The 20,779-nt window shown below is 54.0% G+C and carries 26 protein-coding genes and 1 tRNA gene; 16 read left to right on the forward strand and 11 right to left on the reverse strand.

Features of this window, described 5'->3' with window-relative positions; all coding sequences use genetic code 11:
* Positions 1 to 251: 251 nt before the first annotated feature.
* The 7 genes from BUA85_RS13115 to BUA85_RS13145 are packed head-to-tail and all read left to right on the forward strand — an operon-like array spanning position 252 to position 5,614.
* The gene (locus BUA85_RS13115) at positions 252 to 953 is read left to right on the forward strand and encodes a response regulator transcription factor (RefSeq protein WP_072901815.1); all 702 of its coding nucleotides are present in this window, start codon (positions 252 to 254) and stop codon (positions 951 to 953) included.
* Between the two features lie 3 nt (positions 954 to 956).
* Positions 957 to 2,699, forward strand: coding sequence for a sensor histidine kinase (locus tag BUA85_RS13120; protein WP_072901817.1), 1,743 nt, complete (start codon positions 957 to 959; stop codon positions 2,697 to 2,699).
* 5 nt (positions 2,700 to 2,704) lie between these two features.
* A complete protein-coding gene (locus BUA85_RS13125; RefSeq protein WP_072901819.1) occupies positions 2,705 to 3,124 on the forward strand; it encodes an HPr kinase/phosphorylase in 420 nt (139 codons plus the stop codon).
* Positions 3,121 to 4,038, forward strand: a complete 918-nt coding sequence (rapZ, locus tag BUA85_RS13130) for an RNase adapter RapZ (RefSeq protein WP_242649068.1) — start codon at positions 3,121 to 3,123, stop codon at positions 4,036 to 4,038. The genes BUA85_RS13125 and rapZ overlap by 4 nt, the downstream gene beginning before the upstream one ends.
* Positions 4,035 to 4,427, forward strand: coding sequence for a PTS sugar transporter subunit IIA (locus BUA85_RS13135; protein WP_072901821.1), 393 nt, complete (start codon positions 4,035 to 4,037; stop codon positions 4,425 to 4,427). Before rapZ ends, BUA85_RS13135 begins: the two co-directional genes overlap by 4 nt.
* A 4-nt stretch (positions 4,428 to 4,431) precedes the next feature.
* Positions 4,432 to 4,701 carry an HPr family phosphocarrier protein gene (locus tag BUA85_RS13140; protein ID WP_072901823.1) on the forward strand — a complete coding sequence of 90 codons (270 nt, stop codon included), beginning with the start codon at positions 4,432 to 4,434 and terminating at the stop codon, positions 4,699 to 4,701.
* 31 nt (positions 4,702 to 4,732) lie between these two features.
* The gene (locus tag BUA85_RS13145) at positions 4,733 to 5,614 is read left to right on the forward strand and encodes a lysophospholipid acyltransferase family protein (RefSeq protein WP_072901824.1); all 882 of its coding nucleotides are present in this window, start codon (positions 4,733 to 4,735) and stop codon (positions 5,612 to 5,614) included.
* Here the strand turns inward: BUA85_RS13145 and BUA85_RS13150 are convergent.
* On the reverse strand, positions 5,611 to 6,486 hold the full coding sequence (locus BUA85_RS13150) for a 3-hydroxybutyryl-CoA dehydrogenase (protein ID WP_072901922.1): 876 nt from the start codon (positions 6,484 to 6,486) through the stop codon (positions 5,611 to 5,613). The genes BUA85_RS13145 and BUA85_RS13150 overlap by 4 nt on opposite strands.
* A 166-nt stretch (positions 6,487 to 6,652) precedes the next feature.
* Between BUA85_RS13150 and BUA85_RS13155 the strand changes: the two genes are divergently transcribed.
* Complete coding sequence (locus BUA85_RS13155) at positions 6,653 to 7,504, forward strand: DUF6473 family protein (protein WP_072901826.1); 852 nt, start codon at positions 6,653 to 6,655, stop codon at positions 7,502 to 7,504.
* A 53-nt stretch (positions 7,505 to 7,557) separates the two neighbouring features.
* On the opposite strand, the gene BUA85_RS13160 is transcribed toward BUA85_RS13155, so the two are convergent.
* The 6 genes from BUA85_RS13160 to BUA85_RS13185 all read right to left on the reverse strand — a co-directional run bounded on the left by BUA85_RS13160 (position 7,558) and on the right by BUA85_RS13185 (position 11,695).
* The gene (locus BUA85_RS13160) at positions 7,558 to 8,487 is read right to left on the reverse strand and encodes an electron transfer flavoprotein subunit alpha/FixB family protein (protein WP_072901828.1); all 930 of its coding nucleotides are present in this window, start codon (positions 8,485 to 8,487) and stop codon (positions 7,558 to 7,560) included.
* A complete protein-coding gene (locus tag BUA85_RS13165; protein WP_072901830.1) occupies positions 8,487 to 9,245 on the reverse strand; it encodes an electron transfer flavoprotein subunit beta/FixA family protein in 759 nt (252 codons plus the stop codon). The genes BUA85_RS13160 and BUA85_RS13165 overlap by 1 nt, the downstream gene beginning before the upstream one ends.
* A 145-nt stretch (positions 9,246 to 9,390) precedes the next feature.
* Entirely contained in the window at positions 9,391 to 9,963 is a 573-nt protein-coding gene (locus BUA85_RS13170) for a cob(I)yrinic acid a,c-diamide adenosyltransferase (protein WP_072901925.1), read from the reverse strand.
* A gap of 1 nt (position 9,964) precedes the next feature.
* Positions 9,965 to 10,168 (reverse strand): twin transmembrane helix small protein, encoded by a 204-nt coding sequence (locus BUA85_RS13175; RefSeq protein WP_072901832.1) that lies wholly within the window; start codon positions 10,166 to 10,168, stop codon positions 9,965 to 9,967.
* Between the two features lie 59 nt (positions 10,169 to 10,227).
* Positions 10,228 to 11,055 carry an SDR family NAD(P)-dependent oxidoreductase gene (locus BUA85_RS13180; RefSeq protein ID WP_072901833.1) on the reverse strand — a complete coding sequence of 276 codons (828 nt, stop codon included), beginning with the start codon at positions 11,053 to 11,055 and terminating at the stop codon, positions 10,228 to 10,230.
* Positions 11,056 to 11,098: 43 nt separating this feature from the next.
* On the reverse strand, positions 11,099 to 11,695 hold the full coding sequence (locus BUA85_RS13185) for an SH3 domain-containing protein (RefSeq protein ID WP_072901835.1): 597 nt from the start codon (positions 11,693 to 11,695) through the stop codon (positions 11,099 to 11,101).
* A gap of 146 nt (positions 11,696 to 11,841) precedes the next feature.
* On the opposite strand from BUA85_RS13185, the gene BUA85_RS13190 reads away from it, so the two are divergent.
* Positions 11,842 to 14,184 carry a DNA topoisomerase IV subunit A gene (locus BUA85_RS13190; protein WP_072901836.1) on the forward strand — a complete coding sequence of 781 codons (2,343 nt, stop codon included), beginning with the start codon at positions 11,842 to 11,844 and terminating at the stop codon, positions 14,182 to 14,184.
* Positions 14,185 to 14,217: 33 nt separating this feature from the next.
* On the opposite strand, the gene BUA85_RS13195 is transcribed toward BUA85_RS13190, so the two are convergent.
* Positions 14,218 to 14,475 carry an Imm27 family immunity protein gene (locus BUA85_RS13195; RefSeq protein ID WP_165611619.1) on the reverse strand — a complete coding sequence of 86 codons (258 nt, stop codon included), beginning with the start codon at positions 14,473 to 14,475 and terminating at the stop codon, positions 14,218 to 14,220.
* Between the two features lie 11 nt (positions 14,476 to 14,486).
* On the reverse strand, positions 14,487 to 14,858 hold the full coding sequence (locus BUA85_RS13200) for a VOC family protein (protein ID WP_072901840.1): 372 nt from the start codon (positions 14,856 to 14,858) through the stop codon (positions 14,487 to 14,489).
* A 182-nt stretch (positions 14,859 to 15,040) separates the two neighbouring features.
* Between BUA85_RS13200 and tuf the strand changes: the two genes are divergently transcribed.
* Complete coding sequence (gene tuf / locus BUA85_RS13205) at positions 15,041 to 16,216, forward strand: elongation factor Tu (protein ID WP_072901842.1); 1,176 nt, start codon at positions 15,041 to 15,043, stop codon at positions 16,214 to 16,216.
* A gap of 272 nt (positions 16,217 to 16,488) precedes the next feature.
* On the opposite strand, the gene BUA85_RS16870 is transcribed toward tuf, so the two are convergent.
* Positions 16,489 to 16,701, reverse strand: coding sequence for a hypothetical protein (locus BUA85_RS16870; RefSeq protein WP_207548157.1), 213 nt, complete (start codon positions 16,699 to 16,701; stop codon positions 16,489 to 16,491).
* Between the two features lie 41 nt (positions 16,702 to 16,742).
* Positions 16,743 to 17,396 (reverse strand): lysophospholipid acyltransferase family protein, encoded by a 654-nt coding sequence (locus BUA85_RS13215; RefSeq protein WP_072901844.1) that lies wholly within the window; start codon positions 17,394 to 17,396, stop codon positions 16,743 to 16,745.
* A gap of 104 nt (positions 17,397 to 17,500) precedes the next feature.
* On the opposite strand from BUA85_RS13215, the gene BUA85_RS13220 reads away from it, so the two are divergent.
* From BUA85_RS13220 to rplA, 6 genes are all read left to right on the forward strand, one after another.
* Positions 17,501 to 17,576: transfer RNA gene (locus tag BUA85_RS13220), tRNA-Trp, on the forward strand.
* Positions 17,577 to 17,610: 34 nt separating this feature from the next.
* Positions 17,611 to 18,492 carry a hypothetical protein gene (locus BUA85_RS13225; RefSeq protein WP_072901846.1) on the forward strand — a complete coding sequence of 294 codons (882 nt, stop codon included), beginning with the start codon at positions 17,611 to 17,613 and terminating at the stop codon, positions 18,490 to 18,492.
* Positions 18,493 to 18,556: 64 nt separating this feature from the next.
* Entirely contained in the window at positions 18,557 to 18,751 is a 195-nt protein-coding gene (gene secE / locus BUA85_RS13230; RefSeq protein WP_072901848.1) for a preprotein translocase subunit SecE, read from the forward strand.
* Positions 18,752 to 18,945: 194 nt separating this feature from the next.
* The gene (gene nusG / locus BUA85_RS13235; protein ID WP_072901850.1) at positions 18,946 to 19,476 is read left to right on the forward strand and encodes a transcription termination/antitermination protein NusG; all 531 of its coding nucleotides are present in this window, start codon (positions 18,946 to 18,948) and stop codon (positions 19,474 to 19,476) included.
* Between the two features lie 110 nt (positions 19,477 to 19,586).
* Positions 19,587 to 20,012 (forward strand): 50S ribosomal protein L11, encoded by a 426-nt coding sequence (gene rplK / locus BUA85_RS13240; protein WP_072901851.1) that lies wholly within the window; start codon positions 19,587 to 19,589, stop codon positions 20,010 to 20,012.
* Positions 20,012 to 20,713, forward strand: coding sequence for a 50S ribosomal protein L1 (rplA, locus tag BUA85_RS13245; RefSeq protein WP_072901853.1), 702 nt, complete (start codon positions 20,012 to 20,014; stop codon positions 20,711 to 20,713). The genes rplK and rplA overlap by 1 nt, the downstream gene beginning before the upstream one ends.
* Positions 20,714 to 20,779 lie beyond the last annotated feature (66 nt).

Genomic DNA, 20,779 nt, shown 5'->3' on the forward strand with positions numbered 1-20,779 from the left:
TCTTAACATTGCAAACCTTAAGGCAAACCCCCTTATTTCAGGCGTTAGCGCAACCATTTCGGTGTTAGCGCAATCAATTTGGAGTGGTGCTCATGGGTGAGGCATTTTAGCCATTACTTAGCCTTTAGTGCCGCAAATAAGGCACGGGATTCAGGCTGATTCGTGTTTAGGGATTGATTCGAGGCCTTAAAATGGCGAAACATCAGGAAAAGCAGGTCAAAACAAATAAATAAGCAGTAAGGGTCAAACCCATGTCTAAAATTGCCTTGGTCGATGACGACAGGAATATCCTGACGTCCGTATCGATGACATTAGAAGCCGAAGGCTTCGAAGTAGAAACATATAACGATGGTCAGGCTGCTCTGGATGCGTTCAACAAGCGCATGCCGGATATGGCTGTTTTGGATATAAAAATGCCTCGCATGGACGGGATGGATCTGTTGCAGCGTTTGCGTCAGAAAACCTCCATGCCGGTTATCTTTCTCACCTCCAAAGATGATGAGATCGATGAAGTTCTGGGCCTTCGTATGGGCGCAGACGACTATGTGAAAAAGCCGTTCTCGCAGCGTCTTTTGGTCGAACGCATTCGCGCGTTGCTGCGCCGTCAGGACGCCATCAGCGGCGAAACCATCGAGGAAACCGAAGACACCAAAGTCATGGTGCGCGGTGAGCTGACGATGGATCCTTTGCGTCACGCCGTGAAGTGGAAAGGCAAAGATGTGTCACTGACAGTGACTGAATTCTTGCTTCTTCAAGCTCTGGCGCAGCGCCCTGGTTTCGTGAAAAGCCGCGATCAGTTGATGGATGTTGCCTACGACGATCAGGTTTATGTGGATGACCGTACAATCGATAGCCACATCAAACGCCTTCGTAAGAAAATGCGCATGGCCGACGATGAATTTTCGGCGATCGAAACACTGTATGGGATTGGGTACCGCTACAACGAAGAGTAATTGATGTCCGACGTCACTGAAATTGACGTTCGTGATCTAAACTCTGTCCGGCGTGCCGCTAAGAAAGATGCAGGCACGCCAGACGTCGTTTTGGGTGACGATTGGGTCCAGCCCCAAGGGGTTGGGGACAACGAGCTTGCGGAAGGTCGCCGCAAGCGCGGTTTGTACAATCTGCGCAAGTCACCCCTCGCTCGAAAAATTATCACCTTCAACTTGATCGCCATGATCTTGTTGATCGCGGGGGTTCTGTATCTCAACCCCTCGCGCGATAATCTTGCGTATCAACGTGCCAATGGGCTGGTGAATGAGGCTGAACTGATCGCTGACGTGCTGGAGGCACGGATGCCTGCGACGGTTCCTGTTAACCTCATGACAGGTGATGGCATCGACGTCGTCGAGACCTTAGAGCAGATGGACCTGCGTGGCGGAATCGACGTTGTTGTTTTCGATGCGGATGGTACACTAGTTGCATCGGCCGTCGGAGCCGCCGATGTCTCATCTATTTCCGGGCTCAATCGCAATGAAAGCGATACGATTTTGACAGATTTTCTGGCGTCCACTTGGAATGGGGTTGCCAACAGTTTCCGCAACATCTTTGGCGATTGGCGGGAAGAGCGGGGTGGCCCAGATCAGGATGCGGTCCTGAGCGCCATGAACATGGGGACCAGTGTTCAGACTCAAAACGATGCGTCGGGTACAACTTTTGTTGTCATCACACCAGTAATGCAAGGCGACAGCCCCGTTGGTGCCGTCGCGATTTCGAGCGCTGCGGGTGAGCTTGATGCATTGGTTCGTCGCGAAAGGGAGCAGGTCTTACGCCTGTTCTTGGTCGGTATTTTCATCAGTGTTGGTTTGAGTTTGGTCTTGGCTTCCACGATCGCGAACCCGTTGGCGGACCTTGCAGCGGCGGCAGAGTTGGGCCGAGACAAGAACGCGCGTAAGCTGTCACCTACGCAGGTCCGCATTCCTGATCTGACTGGTCGGCCCGATGAAATCGGCCGCCTGTCTGGTGCATTGCGTGGCATGGTTCAGGCCCTGTCCGAGCGGATCGAAGGCAATGAACAGTTTGCCGCAGATGTCGCTCATGAAATCAAGAACCCGCTGGCCTCGTTGCGCTCTGCAGTCGGGACAATGCGTGTCGCCACACGCGACGATCAACGCGAGCGGCTACTGGAAGTAATCGAACACGATGTGCGCCGATTGGACCGTTTGGTCAGCGATATCTCGAACGCATCGCGATTGGATAGTGAACTCGTCCGCGAACAAGAAGAATCCTTCGATCTTCTGAAAATGCTCGGAAACCTCAATGAGTTTCTGGGTAAGGAAGCACGGGACAAAGGCATCGAATACATCGCTGACATTCCCGAAGAGCCGATTACGGTCGTTGGCCTTGAAGGGCGCTTGGCACAGGTGTTTGTGAACCTGATCACTAATGCGATTTCCTTTTGCGAAGATGGAGATGCGATCCGAGTCTGGGCGCGGCAGCGTGAGAATCGCGTTCTTGTTGTTGTTGAAGATACTGGCCCTGGTATCCCGAATGAAGCTTTGAGTAAGGTGTTCCAGCGTTTTTACTCTGAACGTCCTGAAGGGCAATTCGGCAACAACTCTGGGCTTGGTTTGGCGATCTCCAAACAAATCATTGAGGCGCACGGCGGCGTGATCTGGGCTGAGAACATCCGTCCGACAGAGGCAGACATGACCTCTGAGCCTTTGGGCGCGCGTTTCGTCGTGGGACTACCCGTCTAAGCATCATGGAACAGATCGTTCATGCCTCTTGCGTATCGGTCGATGGCAAGGGGCTGCTGATCATAGGTGCTTCTGGGTCGGGTAAGTCCGCACTCGCATTGCAACTTGTAACATTCGGCGCTGATTTGATTGCGGATGATCGCACCAATCTGACCAATACCGAGGAAGGGGTTGTTGCGTCCTCGCCGCCAGCGATTCGAGGATCGATTGAGGCGCGTGGCATGGGGATATTGCAGGCGCCAACAGCAGATAGCGCGGTTCTACGCTACGTTGTTAAAATGGATGAGGTGGAGAACCAGAGGTTGCCGGATGAAAAGAACCTCACGTTAATGGGACACACATACCCCTTGTTTTACAGGGTCGAAGGAATACATTTCGCGGCATCGCTGTGGCTTTTGATGCGCCATGGCAGGAGCACTCTATGACCGCATCAATGAAACCCGAACGGACGCTCCCTGCGATCCTACTCGTTACCGGCCCCTCTGGGGCTGGGCGGTCAACTGCAATCAACACGCTGGAAGACCTCGGATTTGAAGTCATCGATAACCTTCCTTTGTCTTTGCTCCCCCGCTTGCTTGAGGGTGCGCATGACAAACCGCTTGCTCTTGGGCTAGACGTCAGAAATCGTGACTTCAGTTCTGCCGCTTTGCTGGACGCGTTTGAGGATCTTTCGCGCCGCTTAGGGGATAAGGTTCAATTGCTTTATCTCGATTCCGCTGATGATGTGTTGCTGAACCGATATTCTGAAACGCGTCGCCGGCATCCTCTTGCCCCGACAGGCCGCCCACTCGATGGGATCGCTGCTGAGAAAGACCTGCTCGTTCCGATTAGAGAGCGGGCTGATGCGCTGATCGATACGACATCCTTCTCCCCACATGACCTAAAGGCAGAGGTGGAGCACTACTTTGGCGCACCTGCAGAGCAGCGACTAAGCATTTCGGTGCAGTCTTTCTCCTACAAGCGCGGATTGCCCCGAGGTTTGGACATGGTTCTCGATTGTCGGTTTTTGCGGAACCCACATTGGGATGAAAAGCTGCGTCAGGAAAATGGGACGAACGAGGACGTTGTCACGTATATCGCGGAAGACGAACGGTTTGAGCCATTCTATGAAGGAAGCCTCAATATGCTAAAGACCGTATTGCCTGGCCACGTCGATGAAGGCCGCGCAAACTTCTCGGTCGGCTTTGGCTGTACGGGTGGAAAGCACCGATCGGTCGCACTTGCAAAAAAAATTGCGACGACCCTTGCGCAAGACGGCTGGCAGGTATCAATAAGGCATCGGGAACTGGAGCGTCAGGGCATCGCCCCTGAAGTGATCCAGCAAGGAGTTAAGGCTTGATTGGTATCGTAATCGTCGCCCACGGCAGGTTGGCCGAAGAATATCTCGCCGCGATTGAGCATGTGGTGGGTCCTCAAACAGGTGTTGAGGCGATTACCATTGCGGCCGATGACGACCGTAGCGCAAAACAAAATGAAATTTGCCGAGCCGCCAATGATGTTGATAGCGGCGATGGGGTTGTCGTTGTGACCGATATGTTTGGTGGATCACCGTCGAACCTTTCGCTCAGAGCGTGCTCCGCCGATAAGCGCCGTATCATGTATGGCGCGAACCTTCCGATGTTGATCAAGCTGGCGAAGTCGCGAAAGAAGCCAATTGGTAATGCCGTAGACGCCGCCTTGAAGGCTGCGCATAAATATATCGACGCGCAAACGGTACGGGCGCATTAGATCTATGGCTGAATTGAAACTCGAAATTCAGAACATCAAAGGCTTGCACGCGCGCGCTTCGGCTAAATTGGTCGAAGTGGTCGAGATGTATGATGCCTCTGCCACGATTTCGAAGGATGGCATGGAAGCGGATGGCGACAGCATCATGGGCCTCTTGATGCTGGCGGCGACCATCGGCACCCACATCGAAGTTGAGACCTCAGGAGCACAGGCAGACGAACTTGCCGTTGCTTTGACTGATCTCGTCAATGACAAATTTGGCGAAGACGACTAGTCTGAACCGGTATTTTACTTCGGGACCGCATTTGTCTGAATCGATTTCACAGAATGAGACCGCTCCAGAGGCAGAACAAACACGTGGAAGAATTTATAACCGCGATGCGCTGACCTATTCGAATACATTCGAAAATCCGTTCAAGCGACAAACCATCAGAACCATTGAGTGGCTAACGGGTAAAGTCTCAATTGTGAGAATGATCACTGAGTTTGAGCGTCGGCCAGCGGTAAAAGGGCATGGTTTTTGGCGGGCGTGTTTGAACGTCATGCGGATCGAATTGCATACGCCGCTTGAACAACTCGAGAATATTCCAGCGACTGGTCCGGTCATTGTTGTAGCCAATCATCCGCATGGGATGGTGGACGGGATGATCCTTGCTGAACTGATCGGAAAACGACGCCGCGATTACCGGATTCTGACACGATCAGTGTTGACCGGTATCGATCCTGAGGCCGCGGCCTTTCTGATCCCTGTTCCTTTCCCGCATGAAGAGGACGCCCAACAAAAATTTCTTGAGATGCGCAAACAAGCCATGGCGCATTTGAAAGCCGGGGGGGTAGTCGCTCTGTTTCCTGCGGGCGGTGTGGCGGCCAGCGAAACCATGTACGGTCCGGCGGTCGATGCGGAATGGAATGTGTTCACGGCTAAAATGATCAGAACATCCGGCGCGACCGTGGTTCCTTGCTTCTTCCCTGGACAGAACTCCCGAGCTTATCAGATGGCCAACCAGATTTCGGCAACGCTACGCCAGGGTCTGCTAATCCACGAAATCGTCAAAGCTTGCGGAAAACCTCAAGCACCGATCGTTGGAAGTGCGATTGACCACTCAGAGGTCGAAACGCGCCTCTCAAACCCGCGGGAGTTCATGGCGTGGCTTCGCGATCACACGCTTTCTTTAGGTAAGTCCTAGCGCGTCGGAACGGGTTTATCACCGCTATAGTCATAGAAACCGCGCTTTGTTTTTCGTCCGAGCCATCCAGCCTCAACATATTTTGTCAGTAGCGGGCAAGGACGATATTTCGTGTCCGCCAGCCCATCATGCAACACGTTCATAATCGCAAGGCAGGTATCCAGACCAATAAAATCCGCGAGTTCCAATGGCCCCATAGGGTGGTTCGCCCCAAGTTTTAGCGACGTGTCAATAGACTGTACTGAGCCAACCCCCTCATAGAGCGTGTAGATTGCTTCGTTGATCATTGGCATCAAAATGCGGTTCACGATGAAAGCTGGGAAGTCTTCCGCCGTTGCGGCGGTCTTACCCAATCTGTCGACGACCTCTTTGCAGGAATTGAAAGTCGCTTCATCCGTTGCGATCCCGCGGATCAACTCCACAAGCTGCATGATGGGAACTGGGTTCATAAAGTGGAACCCCAAGAATTTTTCAGGTCGATCGGTGCGCGATGCCAAGCGCGTGATCGAAATCGATGAGGTGTTCGATGTTAGGATCGTTTCCGGCTTGATATGCGGCAGCAGGTCTTCAAAAATCGCTGTCTTGATCGTCTCGCGTTCGGTCGCCGCTTCGATAATCAGGTCGCTTGGTCCCAACTCCGCCAAAGCGGTCGTCGTCTTGATCCGCGACATTGCCGCCGCTTTGTCCGCCGTAGAAATGGCTTCCTTTAAAACCTGACGTTCGAGGTTTTTGTCGATCAACGCCACGGCGCTGCGTAGGGCATCTTCGTTGATGTCGTTCATCATAACGTCGTAGCCGGACAACGCGAAGACATGAGCAATGCCATTCCCCATTTGGCCTGCGCCCACAATACCAACTTGTCTGATCGTCATGCCATCGTCTCCTGCTGATGCCCTCACCTTATGCCTCGCCGTTCGGATCATTCAAGGTTGGCAGGTACGTAAAAATTGGATCAAAAGCGGACTTTAGCAAATTCGCAAGAGCTTTAGGCAAGACTGCATCCCGGGTGTAACGAAATATGTGGCGGGAAAGAGTTTTATGAAACATGAAATCGTTGATGGCGGGGGGTTATCCTACGCTCCGTGTAGGTATGGAATGTCGCGTATCTTTTTCAGGGGGCCGCGACGACGTTTGGATCAGCCTTATATCGCCTTTCTTGGCGGGACAGAGACATACGGGAAATTCATTGATCAACCTCTTCCAGCCTTGCTTGAGGATGCTCTGAAGCAAACTTGCGTCAATTTTGGATGCGTCAACGGCGGTGTCGATACCTTCGTCAATGACCCGACGATCATGGCAGCGTGCCACGATGCGGACGTGACGGTGGTGCAGGTGATGGGTGCCAATTACCTTTCGAACCGATTTTACTCGGTCCACCCGCGACGGAACGACCGGTTCCTGCGGGCCTCAACGGTGATGGAGGCGATTAATAACGATGTGGATTTCTCTAACTTCACCTTCACGCGCCACATGCTGAGCTGCCTTTACGAAAAATCGCCGGAGCGTTTTGATATTGTCGTTCAAGAACTGCGGGAAGGTTGGGTTGCGCGGATGAAGAATATGCTGACTCAGATCGGACCGCGGGTGGTTTTGTTGTGGTTCTCGAAAGATTCTCTCAACAACGAACCTTGGTTCAAAAAGAAGAACCCGATGCAATCTGACCCACTTTTTATCACTGAAGCGATGGTCGATGAGTTGCGACCGATGGTGATGGATGTAGTGGGCGCAACACCGTCAAAAATTGCGATGGAGCGAGGGACCGTCGGAATGTTCTATTCCGCGATGCAAGCTAAAGCTGCGTCAGAAATGTTGGGCGTGGCGTGCCACAAGGAAGCCTGTCAGCATCTTTTGCCTGTTTTGCGAAAGGCGATGCTCGCGCCGCGGATGTAGAAACGAAAAAGGCCCGCAATTTGGCGGGCCTTTCTGAATTGGTTCATTGCCGATTAGCCCAGCTTGGATGTGAGCTCAGGAACCGCGTCGAAGAGGTCAGCAACCAAACCGAAGTCAGCAACTTGGAAGATTGGAGCTTCTTCGTCTTTGTTGATCGCAACAATGATTTTGGAGTCCTTCATGCCAGCCAAGTGCTGGATCGCACCGGAGATGCCGACAGCAACATAAAGGTCAGGTGCCACAACTTTACCAGTTTGGCCAACCTGCCAATCGTTTGGCGCGTAGCCACTGTCGACCGCCGCACGAGACGCACCAACAGCCGCGTTCAACTTGTCAGCTAGGCCTTCGATCAGGGCGAAGTCTTCTTCGGAGCCAACGCCACGACCACCGGAGACAACAACACCGGCAGATGTCAGTTCAGGGCGATCGCTTTCGGCAACCTTGTCTTCAACCCAAGAAGACAGTCCTGGATCAGCAGGGGCGCCGATCGCTTCAACAGAAGCAGAACCACCCATGCCTGCCGCGTCAAAGCCGGCTGTCCGGATGGTCATAACTTTTGTTGCATCACCGGACTTAACAGTCTGGATTGCGTTACCGGCGTAGATTGGGCGCTCAAATGTGTCACCATCCACAATTGCGGTCACTTCAGAGATGATCTGTGTGTCCAACAATGCCGCAACGCGCGGCATGATGTTTTTCGCATCTGTTGTGCCGGGTGCTGCAATGTGGCTGTAGTCACCAGCCAGAGATACGATCAGGTCGGCGGCCGGCTCTGCCATCTGGTGGCCCAGAACAGCGTCTTCCGCGCAAAGAACTTTGGCAACGCCGTCGATCTTCGCAGCTTCATCCGCAGCGCCTTTGCAGTTTGCACCAACGCACAGCACAGTTACGTCACCCAATGCACCAGCCGCGGAAACAGCTTTTGCAGTTGCGTCAACGGACAGCTCGCCCGCGTTTACGTCAGCAATCAGAAGAACAGCCATTATACAGCCCCCGCTTCTTTGAGTTTCTCTACAAGCTCATCAACAGAGCCAACCATGATACCGGCGGAACGCGCTTCCGGCTCTTTCGTGGACACCACTGTAAGACGAGGAGAGGCATCAACGCCGTAGTCGGCAGGTGTCTTCTCGTCCAATGGCTTCTTTTTCGCTTTCATGATGTTTGGAAGCGATGCGTAGCGCGGTTCGTTCAAGCGCAAGTCAACGGTCACGATGGACGGCATCTTGACCTTGATTGTCTGTAGACCGCCGTCAACTTCGCGGGTCACAACGGCGCTGTCACCATCGACGTCAACTTCAGAGGCAAAGGTTGCTTGCGACCAACCCAACAGAGCAGAGAGCATCTGGCCGGTTGCGTTCATATCATTGTCGATCGCCTGCTTGCCACAAAGAACCAGACCAGGCTGTTCCTCATCAACGATGCCTTTGAGTATTTTGGCAACCGCGAGCGGTTCGATGTCGTTGTGCACATCATCTGCTGCAACAACCAAGATGGCGCGGTCGGCACCCATCGCCAAAGCAGTCCGCAAAGTCTCTTGTGCCTGCTTCACGCCGACAGAAACGGCAACAACCTCATCGGCTTTGCCAGCTTCTTTCAAACGGATCGCTTCTTCTACAGCAATTTCGTCGAACGGGTTCATCGACATTTTGACGTTCGCAAGATCAACACCGCTGCCGTCCGCCTTAACACGAACTTTTACGTTGTAGTCGATCACGCGTTTGACAGGTACCAAGACCTTCATCTTGCATATCTCCTCGCAAGGGTTCCGCAGAATTTCGGAACGGTTTCAGCGAAGGTGTAGTAGAGTCGCAATCGCGATGACAATCAAAAATCGACGTCAGAATGAAAAATTTCGCCAAAATTTCACGAACTACGCAGCGTTATCGCTACCTGTTGGCGCCGGGGACCCACAAAACGTCATTCCGGCCGTCATCATTTGCAATCCGACTGGCCTGAAAGAACCAATCAGACAGGCGGTTTAGGTATTTTACCGCCGAAGGGTTGATTGATTCCACTGTCGCAAGTTCCACCGTCAGCCGTTCCGCGCGGCGTGCGACGGTACGACACAGGTGCATATGAGCGGCCAAAGGCGACCCGCCGGGTAATATGAAGCTGCGCAAAGGTTCGACCGCTTGTGTCATTTCGTCCAGTTCTGATTCCAAACGTTCAACCTGGGCGGCTGACATGCGCAAAACGGGGTATTCGGACTCGTGATCCTTTTCCATATCTGGGCGGCAGAGATCAGCGCCGAGATCGAAGAGGTCATTCTGGATCATCGCGAGCATGTCGTCGGCTTGACCTTCGGCGTGAAGCCGCGCGAGGCCGACTGTGGCGTTCAATTCATCAACTGTCCCATAGGAATTGACCCGCAAAGAGTGCTTTGCCACCCGCGCGCCGTTGCCAAGTGCGGTTTCACCGGCATCACCAGTTTTGGTGTAGATTTTGTTTAGAACGACCAAGTCAATTTCCTCCGCGTACCCAGACATAGAACAGGATCAATACGACCGCTATGAATTGGGCTCCGATCCGCCAACGCATAATCTTGTTGGCGTATTTCTTGTTGAACTCTCCACCTCTGCCAAAGGTGCCGATCCCGAGCAAAAGGATCCCTGCGACGATCAGAACCGCAAAAAGGACCAGATAGAATAGAGGATCGTCGCGCATCTTTTGGTCCTTTCATTTGTCTCAGGCGATGTAGCAGGCGTGGGTGTAAAGGAAAGGGGTCAGCCCTTCGAAATGATCCGATCCAGCATGCGTGTCGAAAGAATGCGGCGGAATGTTCCCATCATATAGGTCGGGGTGGTCACATAGTACCGCGCCTTTGGTCGCTTACTTTCAAGCGCATGGCGTAATTTCTTTGTCACCGCAGACGCTGGCAATTCGAAGGGGTCTGGCCCTGTGTCGGTGTAGAGGCGGTCACGTAGGGCCGCGTATAAACGGGAACGGGCGGAGTTTTCCCAATCGATCCATTTCTCAAAATGGGGGATCGCGTTTTGGCGGATGTCAGAGGTAATGGGCCCCGGTTCGATCAGAATGATGTCAATGGGCGTATCTTCCATTTCGATCCGCAGAACGTCTGTCAGACCCTCCATCGCGAACTTCGTTGCGACATAGGCGCCGCGCCACTTCATCCCCACCATGCCAAGAACCGAGGAACAGTTCACGATACGGCCATACCCTTGGTTGCGCATCACAGGGATGACCATTGTAGTCAGTTCATGCAGTCCAAAAAGGTTGGTTTCAAAGATTTCCCGCAAAGCGCCTCGCGGCAAATCTTCGACTGCCCCGGGGCAGACGTAGGCACCATTGTTGTAAAGCGCATCGAGCGTGCCGCCAGTAGCCTCCAACACCTCTGCCAATCCATTGGCGAGCGTATTGCTGTCGGTATAGTCGATCAAAGGGCTTTCGAACCCTTCTGTGATCAGGCGGTCGCAGTCGGCTTGTTTTCGGCAACTCGCAAAGACGCGCCATCCGGCGTCACGTAAACCGTGGGCGGCATCATATCCGATGCCAGATGAAGAACCGGTGATAAGGACTGATTTCTGTGTCATGGCCTCTCCCTGCACTGAAGTGTGGGAAAGGGCAAGTCGGCGCTTAGTTAGTGGTCAATAGGCGTTCGGCCATCCATCCGATGCGATTGGAGTCGGGTAGACGGATGCGGGCCCAACCGCTGGCATCGACTTCTAGAACTTCTGCGGCCGTTCCGCCGTCCAAGGTATCGAGTACAGAGTAGTTTGTTCCGGGACCAGAGCGCATGTTCACGCGCGATCCAGAAACAAAACGCATATCAAGATCGGGCTCAACAGCAGCAACCTCAACCGCGAGTTCCTCGGTTACATCATCAACGAGGGTCGCCAACACCGCCACAACGTCGGCATCGTTGGTTTCCGGCTCTGCCAAAGGCGTTGCTAAGGACGTGAACACCGGTTCAGGTTCGGTTGGTGTCAGTTCGGCTGTGGAGAGGTTTAACAGTGCAGAAGTGTCTGCCCGTGTCGTCTGAACCTCGACAACCGGTTCGTCTTCAACCGGCTCGACCACAGCAATCTCTTCAACCCCGACAACAGGTTCTTTAATGATCTCGGGCTCAACTTCGGCAACGACGCGTTCTTCCGGTACAAAATCCGGACCATCGGACAGGATGTAGAAGGCGAGTCCTAGGACCATGAAGGTCCCAAAAACAAATTTTGACATAATGTTCCCCCCCCCGGGAAATCGGCAGGATTGTTGGCAACGAATCGAATTTATCAAACTACCTATGCGTGCGATAAGGGGAAAAACCGGAAAGGCGCACCGTTGTTGCCTTTACGCCATTTCACCGCTCCGCTACACCGTTTGCCATGAGCGAGAGCAGCGACGAGTTCCAGGAAGAGAACACCGATGTGACAGAACCCCTTCGCCGAGCGATTGGCGAGCGGTACCTGACCTATGCGCTATCTACGATTATGAATCGTGCCTTGCCGGATGCGCGAGATGGGTTGAAGCCTGTGCATCGTCGCATTCTCTATGCAATGTCGCGGCTGAAACTATCCTCAACGGGTGGGTTCTTGAAATCAGCTAAGATCAGTGGCGACACGATGGGCGATTTCCACCCGCACGGTGACGCCGCGATTTATGATGCGATGGCGCGTCTCGCGCAGGATTTCAACGTTCGCTACCCGCTCGTCGATGGGCAAGGGAACTTCGGCAACATCGACGGCGATAACCCGGCGGCGGCTCGTTACACCGAAGCGCGGATGACCTCTGCGGCAGAGGCGCTTTTGGTTGGCCTCAGCGAAAACGCAGTTGATTTCCGCCCGAACTACGATGGCCGCCTCGAAGAACCGTCGGTCCTTCCAGCGACATATCCAAACCTCCTTGCCAACGGGGCAGCGGGGATTGCCGTGGGTATGGCCACAAACATCCCGCCGCACAATCTGCACGAATTGATCGACGCCTGTCTACATCTGATCAAAGCCCCGAATGCGCGCGACGAAACCCTAATGGAATACGTCCCCGGACCAGATTTCCCCACCGGTGGCGTGATCGTTGAAAGCCCCGAGAATATTCTGGAGGCCTATAAAACCGGTCGCGGCGCCATGCGCCTACGCGCCAAATGGGAGATCGAGGATCTTGGCCGCGGCCAATGGCAGGCCGTTGTCACTGAAATTCCCTATCAAGTCCAAAAATCCAAGCTGATCGAAAAGCTCGCCGAGGTCATCCAAACCAAGAAGGTGCCATTGCTCACCGACGTGCGCGACGAAAGCGCTGATGACATCCGCATCGTCCTCGAACCCCGTGCAAAAACGGTCGATCCAGAAGTGATGATGGGACTGCTCTTTAAACATTCGGAGCTTGAAACGCGCTTCAGCCTCAACATGAATGTGTTGATCGACGGTCTAACGCCCAAGGTCTGCTCGCTCAAAGAAGTGCTGCGCGCGTTTCTTGATCACCGCCGCGACGTTCTGATCCGCCGCAGCCAACACCGGATGGAAAAGATCGACATACGCTTGGAGGTGCTTGAAGGGTTCATCGTTGCCTTCCTCAATCTCGACCGCGTGATTGACATCATCCGTTACGATGACGACCCAAAAAAGGCCCTGATGATCGAAGACTGGGCGCTCGATCACCCCCGCGCCACGTCCGAGAAGGATTACGTCTCCCCAATCACGGAGGATGCCGATCCAGAGGTCTCCCTGACCGAGGCGCAGGCCGAAGCCATCCTCAACATGCGCCTGCGCAGTTTGCGTCGCCTCGAAGAGATCGAGCTCTTGAAAGAGCGCGACGATCTGATGAAAGAACGCGCCGACCTCGAAGACCTGCTTGAAGACGAAGGCCTGCAATGGTCCAAGATTGCCGAACAACTGCGCGAAACCCGCAAAGAGTTCGGGCGCGACAGCACAGGCGGCGCCCGCCGCACCCAATTTGCTGAAGCCGAGGAGATCGCCGACATCCCGATGGAGGCTATGATCGAACGCGAACCGATTACCGTGGTTCTCAGCCAAATGGGCTGGATCAGGGCGATGACCGGCCATATCGATCTTGCGCGGGAGCTGAAGTTCAAAGACGGCGACGGCCCACGCTTCATCTTCCACGCCGAAACCACCGACCGCCTGCTCGTCTTCGCCTCCAACGGGCGTTTCTATACAGTGTCCGGCAGCAACCTGCCCGGCGGGCGGGGTATGGGTGAGCCACTGCGCCTAATGGTCGATCTGCCGAATGAGGCGGAGATCATCGATATCTTCGCCCATAAATCGGGGGAAAAGCTGCTTGTGGCGTCAGCGGAAGGCAACGGCTTCGTCGTCCCCGAAGACGACGTCGTCGCCCAAACGCGCACGGGCAAGCAGGTGCTGAACGTCAAAGACACGGTTGCGAAAATCTGCAAACGCGTCACGGGCGATCACGTCGCGGTGGTGTCTGAGAATGCTAAACTGCTGGTCTTCCCCCTAGAAGACCTGCCCGAAATGGGCCGCGGCAAGGGCGTGCGTATCCAGAAGTATAAAAAGGCGACGGGCCGTCAGGGCACGCTGGAACTCGACGGTGGTTTGTCAGACGTCACGACCTTCAACTGGGCCGATGGCCTCAGCTGGGAAATGGGCGGCGGAAAAACCCGGACAGAGCCCGATATGACCGACTGGAAAGGCGCGCGGGCTGGGGTCGGGAAACGGCCGCCCTACGGGTTCCCGAAGAACAACCGGTTTTGATATCTGCTAAAATAAATAGCGACCTAAGGAACATTAGAAATCATAGACCGATCGAGCGGCGATTTCCTTGATTTTGGTCAAGCACTTCGCTCCGCCTCCGTGGGATTCACTTTTAGGACACGTAAGTTCCCAATAGTCTCCATCGGTATCAACAAACAACCCAGACCAGTCTGCTGTTGCTATGCTTTTGAATTCTTCGCGAATGCGTCGTTCGATCTCTTCTGCTAAGTGGTCAAGCTTCATTGCCCCATCTTGCAAAACCCAAGAGCCTACCAGCTGATCTTTCGACATTTTGTCCACCATCACCGATGCTGATCGATCAAAATCGCATTTCCATCCGGGTCCAACAGCGAAATATGCGCAGGTCCTGAGCCGTCCTCATCACACTCATCCCTCAGAGCAATCCCGGCCGCCTTCAACCGCTTCTGGATTTCGCGCACGTCATCAAACTCCGCAACCTCCTGCGCGTTCGCATCCCAGCCTGGGTTAAACGTCAGCGTGTTCTGCTCAATGAACCCGCCAAAAAGGCCCAGCAACGTCTCGCCATTCTTCAAAATCAGATAGCCATGCTCCAGATTGCCGCCGAATTCCTCAAACCCCAAATGAGCGTAAAAATCGCGGCTCACGGCCACGTCCTTCACATTCAAACTGACCGAAAATGCACCTAACTTCATATTGCGACTCCCTTAAATACTTCCAGCTTAACACCCATTCTCTTTTGAGCAAAAATACCTCCGCCGGAGGCATCCGCGCGCGCAATCAACCCAACGCTTGATTTATGCCCCAAAGGGCAATACATGCGCGCGGTAATGAAAGGGGCAATCCGGCCCCGTTTACTCAATTGAAGGGCCCAATCATGGCTAAGGAAAAGTTTGAACGTAATAAGCCGCACGTGAACATCGGCACGATTGGACACGTTGACCACGGCAAGACGACGCTGACAGCAGCGATCACGAAGTATTTTGGCGACTTCCAGGCGTACGACCAGATTGATGGCGCGCCAGAAGAGAAGGCCCGCGGCATCACCATCTCAACAGCACACGTTGAGTATGAAACAGCGGATCGTCACTACGCACACGTGGACTGCCCAGGCCACGCTGACTACGTCAAGAATATGATCACTGGTGCGGCTCAGATGGACGGTGCGATCTTGGTTGTGAACGCAGCCGACGGCCCAATGCCACAGACACGTGAGCACATCCTGCTCGGCCGTCAGGTTGGTATCCCATACATCGTTGTCTACATGAACAAAGTTGATCAGGTTGACGACGAAGAGCTGCTAGAACTCGTTGAGATGGAAATCCGCGAGCTGCTGAACGAATATGAGTACCCAGGTGACGATATTCCGATCATCAAAGGCTCTGCTCTGGCAGCCATGGAAGGCCGTGACAACGAGATCGGCGAAGATTCTATCAAAGCTCTGATGGAAGCAGTCGACAGCTACATCCCAACACCAGCGCGTGCGGTTGACCAGCCGTTCCTGATGCCAATCGAGGACGTGTTCTCAATCTCTGGCCGTGGTACAGTTGTGACAGGCCGTGTTGAGCGTGGCGTGATCAACGTGGGCGACGAGATCGAAATCGTTGGTATCCGCGACACATCCAAGACCACATGTACAGGTGTTGAAATGTTCCGCAAGCTGCTGGACAGCGGCGAAGCAGGCGACAACATTGGTGCGCTTTTGCGTGGTGTTGACCGTGACGGCGTTGAGCGTGGTCAGGTTCTGGTGAAGCCAGGGTCTGTTCAGCCCCACACAAAGTTCGAAGCAGAAGCCTACATCCTGACCAAGGAAGAAGGCGGACGTCACACACCATTCTTTGCGAACTACCGTCCACAGTTCTACTTCCGTACGACTGACGTGACCGGCACAGTGAACCTGCCAGCAGGTACAGAGATGGTTATGCCAGGCGACAACCTGAAGTTCGACGTTGAGCTGATCGCCCCCATTGCGATGGAAGAAGGCCTGCGCTTCGCGATCCGCGAAGGCGGCCGCACTGTTGGTGCGGGTGTGGTTTCCAAGATTACCGAATAATCGGTAATCTGAACCACTACCCGACCGTGTGACGCCGCAAAACAGGTGATTGGCAACAACCACCGAAAGTGCGGGGTCAGCACACGGTGGAAATAGAAAAAGGCCGTTGCAATACGCAGCGGCCTTTTTTTAAGTCATAAACTTGCCAAAGACTTTAGAGCCAACTTGCGTACCAAATCGCTCGGAATTGGGTTGCTGTGGCTAAAAGTTATTCCGGTCTTGGTGTGTTTGAAGCCCAGAGCCGCAATCTCGGTTGAGTATTCCGAGATGGCTTATTTTGATACATAGAGCCCGCACTGTTTGCTGAAAGCTGCATAGCCAGCGGCAATCGCTGATCCCTTTCCAAATCCAGGCATATCGTATGCGATCAGGTCCTCACAATCAGGCAGTGCGGCGGCAAGAGCGGTTCGCAAATCGTGGAGACTGGTTCTGAACTCTTCCGGAGCATTGGTAATATAGTCGTCGTGGTTTTGAAATTTAGACATGGGATATTTTGCGACTTTTCGGGGGTTTTCGCAAATCGGGTTTAGTAAATGGAGTCTAGAAGCCCCTTCATCCCGCTCCTCAACCTCTCCAATGCTTCTGCATCAACCTTCCGCGGAACTTCTGCCTCCCATCTCCGAAACACCGCGCGACCTGACCCAAATGGCTTCGGCAGCCACATGTCGTCCCAACTGTCTAGCTTTCGCCCTCCAGACGTTTCAAAGGAATAACACCAGACAGGGCGCTGCATCACACGCGCCCATTCGAGCGGTGCGTCTTTCACTTCAAATGCCGGTCCGGTAGGTCCGTCGGCGGTCATCCCGATGCTTGCACCTTCTTTCACGCGTTTGAGGATTGCGCGGGATTGAGCGATGTTTGAGGACCGATCGCTCATTTCCATTGGAGTGTAGCCCATCTGTCGATGAAGTGCGCCGGCAACCCGTCCCACAGGGGAGCGGGCGTAGAGGGAGGTAAGTTGGCCATCAGACAAAGGCCAGTGGTAGGGTGCCATCAGCAAACGACCGTGCCACATCACCAAAAGCACCGGCCCGTCTGCCAGATCGGCTTTTAATTCCTCTAACCCTTCGACCTCCCAACGGATCGTGCGATTGCAGAGCCAAAGGTAGCCACCCGCCAAGCGGGCCAGCGCTCCTGCGGCGGCGGGCGAATGTTCAAGTCTGCGACGTAGGCTTGGCATAGGGATTCCTGCTGGTTCCCAGCACTGATGCGATATTTCTTGGTCAAAGAGCAAGCCAACCCTTGATCCTGCTTGCGCTTCGGGCTAACCGAATGCTCGGCCATAGGGGTATAGCTCAGCTGGTAGAGCGACGGTCTCCAAAACCGTAGGTCGCGGGTTCGAACCCTGCTGCCCCTGCCACCCACACCTGAAAGAGGTGGAGCAATTTAAAGCGATGGCCAAATCTCCGAACGTTATCTTGCACATCGGCGTGCATAAGACAGCGACGACTCATTTGCAGATGGCCTTACAGGCGGCGCGGCCTGCGTTGAGTGCTCAGGGCGTTGCTTACTACGGGCCGAGTCAGCTGCGGAAGGATGGTCAGTTTCTGCCGGAACGGTTGGGGCTCCCATTCGCCAAGGTACAATCAAACGTAGACCAAAAAGCTGAATGGCAGGCGATGGTTGGGGACGCCCATCGCGTTGTTCTCAGCGAAGAGAACTTTGTCGGGGTGTTGAATAGGAAAGGTGCGCAGCTGGTGACGCCGCTTTATGCGAATGCGGTTGAACGGATCGCAGCATTGGCGAGCGTTACTGCCCCTAACGGCGTTGATGTGTTTCTATCGATCCGTGCACCGGCGACATTCCTCAACTCGGCCTACAGCCAAATTCTGATGGCAGGCGGAAAGGTGCGGCCAGAAACGTTCAAGGCACAGAACCCTCTTCCCGCTGTGGATTGGGTAAAATACATCAACCGCCTGACGCGCATTCAATCTTTGCGCAGCTTGACGGTTTGGCCATACGAAGACTACGCCGCGCACTTCTTAAAGATCGTTTCTCTAATGGTAGGGTCCGAGCCTGCCAAGGCAGTGCAGTGGGAATCGGAGTGGGCTCATCGAAGTCTTTCCGCCCGCGCGGTGGCTGAATTGCTGGAGTTAGACCAAGCAGATCGCACGCCGCGCAAGGCAAAGCTGGTCAAGTCACAGTTTCCGGTTTCTGAGCAGTTTGCGCAGTTCGATGTGTTTTCCGGTGAAGATCACGCTCAATCTGGTGTCCTTTATGCTGATCAGATCAGAGCGATCGAGCAAATGCCGAAGGTCACGTTATTGCGTGCGTGAAGTCCTTGAAAAAGGAACCGTCAAAGCGTATGTGCCCTGAGCATCCGCAGAAAAGGACAGAACCGTGGCCACTAATCCTGTCAAATTCATTAACGAAACACGCGCTGAGATTTCCAAAGTTGTATGGCCGACGCGGCGTGAAGTGGTGATGACAACCATCATGGTCTTCATCATGGCGGCTTTGACAGCGGTTTTCTTTAGCTTGGTTGATCTGATTATCCGCACCGGACTTGCCGGTGTCTTGGGTATGTTTAGCTAATCTGACCTTTTCGAAATTTGCACGAAACCCCTTGTCAACAAAGGGTTAGGGAGGTACACGCCCCTACGTTTTGAAATTGGCGTGCGGCGAATCGAGTTGCGCGCCGCTTTTTGTTTTCAGGGCCTTCAGCCTAACGGGTTGAAAAATATCAGAAATTCGCGGGGCGACCCGCAAGCGACGAGGTGTCGAGTAACATGGCGAAACGTTGGTATTCAGTTAGCGTGCTCTCGAACTTCGAGAAGAAAATCGCTGAAACCATCCGCCAGAAGGCAGAAGAGCTTGGTCTGAGTGATCAGATCGACGAAGTTCTTGTGCCCACCGAAGAGGTGATCGAGGTGCGTCGCAACAAGAAAGTGACGGCAGAGCGTCGCTTTATGCCGGGTTATGTGCTGGTGCATATGGAGATGTCGGATGAGGGGTATCACCTGATCAACTCCATCAACCGTGTCACCGGTTTCTTGGGACCGCAAGGTCGTCCGATGCCAATGCGTGATGCAGAAGTGAACGCGATTCTGAACCGCGTCGAAGAAGGTCAGGAAGCGCCACGCACGCTGATCAGCTTTGAGGTTGGTGAGAAAGTGAAAGTCAACGACGGGCCATTCGAAGACTTCGATGGTCTGGTTGAAGAAGTTGATGATGAGAACCAGCGCCTGAAGGTGACGGTCTCTATCTTTGGCCGGGCGACCCCGGTCGAATTGGAATACACGCAGGTTACCAAGCAGTAATCTGCGGTGTGTCTGTGGGAGGCGAGCGGCGCGCGCGTCGTAGACCGGACCACACAACTAAAGGCCTGAGCGACGCGTCGCAAAGGTGTTGAGAAAGAAGGAGAGGCCACATGGCCAAGAAACTCGCTGGCACGATGAAACTGCAGGTTCCTGCAGGTCAAGCCAACCCATCCCCGCCTGTCGGCCCTGCACTGGGTCAGCGCGGCATTAACATCATGGAATTCTGTAAGGCGTTTAACGCCAAGACACAGGATCTTGAGCCTGGTGCGCCATGCCCAACCGTGATCACATACTATCAGGACAAGTCCTTCTCGATGGATATCAAGACGCCGCCTGCGTCTTATTTCATCAAGAAAGCAGCAAAGCTGAAGTCTGGCTCCCAGACACCTGGTAAATCTGTTGCGGGGTCCATCACATCCAAGCAGGTGCGTGAAATCGCAGAAGCGAAGATGAAAGACCTGAATGCCAACGACATCGAAGGCGCAATGCTGATCATCATGGGCTCCGCCCGTTCTATGGGCATCGAGGTAAAGTAATGGCGAAGGTTGGTAAAAGAACAGCCGCGGCGCGCGAAGCGTTTGCCGGTAAAGAAAACGTCACAGTCTCCGAAGCGGTTGCTTTGGTGAAAGGCAACGCAACTGCAAAGTTTGACGAAACTGTTGAGATTTCGATGGTTCTGGGCATTGACCCACGTCACGCTGACCAGATGGTTCGCGGCACAGTAACCCTGCCAAACGGCACTGGTAAAACTGTCCGTGTTGCTGTGTTCGCACGTGGCGACAAAGCTGACGAAGCAAAAGCAGCTGGCGCAGATATCGTTGGTGCAGAAGACCTGATGGAAACCATTCAGGGCGGCACAATCGATTTTGATCGCTGTATTGCGACGCCTGACATGATGGGTATCGTTGGCCGCCTTGGTAAGGTCCTTGGCCCACGTAACCTGATGCCAAACCCACGCGTCGGTACAGTGACACCAGACGTTAAGGCTGCTGTTGAAGCTGCCAAAGGCGGCGAAGTTCAGTTCAAAGCTGAAAAAGCTGGCGTTGTTCACGCTGGTATCGGCAAAGCATCCTTTGGTGCGCAGCAGATCGAAGAGAACGTGAAGGCGTTCGTTGATGCGGTCAGCAAAGCGAAACCAACAGGCGCTAAGGGCACTTACATGAAGAAGATCTCTTTGACTTCGACAATGGGCCCAGGCGTTTCCGTTGCGGTTGATGACGCAACCGGCAATGCCTAATTGAATTCGGCGCCTCTCGGGGCGTCGTTTAGCCACGCCAGACGATCGGTGTGGTTCTGTCCGAGA

It is taken from the genome of Cognatiyoonia sediminum (genome assembly GCF_900129845.1).
Taxonomy (GTDB): domain Bacteria; phylum Pseudomonadota; class Alphaproteobacteria; order Rhodobacterales; family Rhodobacteraceae; genus Cognatiyoonia; species Cognatiyoonia sediminum.